1 protein-coding gene is annotated in these 1,699 nt (G+C 69.5%); it reads right to left on the reverse strand.

The annotated features are described in order from the left end of the window. Nucleotides 1–13: 13 nt before the first annotated feature. On the reverse strand, nt 14–1,555 hold the full coding sequence (locus ABZ646_RS46185) for an IS4 family transposase (RefSeq protein ID WP_360533670.1): 1,542 nt from the start codon (nt 1,553–1,555) through the stop codon (nt 14–16). Between the last annotated feature and the right edge of the window lie 144 nt (nt 1,556–1,699).

The following is a 1,699-nucleotide window of genomic DNA, read 5'->3' on the forward strand; positions in this document are numbered from 1 at the left end:
CAATGCCGCGTAGTTAAGGGGTGTTGGGTGTTGTCAAGGCCGTGGTGTAGGTGGCGTCTTTGATCTTGCGGATCCAGCCGTGGCGGATGCCGGCGGCGAGTTGCTGGCGTAGGTAGTCGGTGCGTTCGATGTCGAGGGCGCGGGCTATCTCGTTGCGGTGCCAGTGGTGTCCTGGGGCGGTGTGCAGGAGGGCGAGGATGCGCTGAGGCAGTGTCGGTGGCCGGGTGGGTGGTTCCTGCAGGCGGATGTCCATGTGGCTGATAGGTGTGCTGGTGGCTGGGCGGCCGCTGGTGTTGGCGTGGTAGCGGGAGATGGGCGATTTGACCTTGCGGGCGCTGACTCTGGGACGGCGGGGCGGCAGGACGTGGGCGAGGACGGCCCGGCCGATCGTGCCTTTGAGGTCCGCCGCATCTCCCTGGACGGCGAGGACGACCTGGTCGCGGGCGGTGTTCAGAGCGATGGTGAACCCGGCCCGGTCGGGGTCGAGGCAGCGGTGTGCGGTGGCATCGGTCATCGCCATGCGCAGGACCTGGTAGAGGGTGAGCAGGGCCCACATCTCCTGGGCGATCCCGGCCGGGTCGCCGGAACGCAGGACGCGCCCGCCCAGCAGGGTGTGCCGCAGGGCGAGGAAGGTGCTCTCGGCTTCCCAGCGCTCGTGGTAGAGCCGGACGAGCGTCTCGCCAGGATGCTGCTCGGGGTCGGTCAGGGTGGTGGCCAGCTGGTAGTGCTCCTGCAGCCGGGTCCCGTCCGCGAGGCGGATGTGCAGGTCGGCGTCGATCATCCGCACGGTCAGGGCCCCGGCGAGGCACAGCCGGCTGCCGTCGGCCAGCACCGCCTGCTGCGGCCAGCGGCGGGCGGCGCTGATGCGCACGAGGAACTGTGCTCCGGTCGCTCGCACCTCGGCGAGGAAGGCGGCGCCGTCGAAGGCCCGGTCGGCCAGCAAGAGCATGTCCGGCGTGAGCAGGTGCAGCAGGCGACGTGCCTGAGTGGTCTCGCCCTGGTGGATGCGGCCGAAGCGGGCTCCGAGCAGGGAGCGGGTACCGGTCTCGACCAGGGCCATCAGGCCCAGCAGGGGATATCCCGCCCTCCCGCCCCGGACATGGTTGATCAGGCCCAGCCAGGTGCGGTTGGCCTGGGTGTCGGGCACCTTGATCGACGAGCAGCCGTCGAAGGCCACCAAGCGCCACCGGCCATAACTCATCCCCGGCCCCGTGGGCCACCCCATGGGGCCTGCCACCACCTCGAACAGGGCTTTCAACGGCGCAGGCCCGATCCTGCGCCGCAGATCCCTGAGCGCCTTTTCCGACGGCTCCCGCCGCCCGCCGGGCAGGTTCGCACACAGCTTGCGCCACACCCCCGGCACGCTCACCGACGCGAACAGCCCCATCGCCAACAGCAGATAGACCCCGACCCGCGAGGGCAGCAGCCGCAGCCGCTTCTGCAGCCCGCCGTGCTCTGCCAGCACCGCATCCACCAGCTCCACCGGCACATATCGAGTCAGCTCTCCCAGATGGCCTGGGTCAAATAACCGATCCCGCTCACGCCGGGCACACACGATGGCAGACTCGTCACTCAACGGGGCTCCCCGAGACAGGCTGTTCTTGGCAGACCACCTGTCCTACGCGGAGCCCCGCCCCCATACCCCCACTTCACCCGAACCGCTTGACACGACCTCCCGGCGCTTAACTACGCGGCATTG

The sequence above is a fragment of the Streptomyces sp. NPDC007162 genome, assembly GCF_040634175.1.
Classification (GTDB): Bacteria; Actinomycetota; Actinomycetes; order Streptomycetales; family Streptomycetaceae; genus Streptomyces.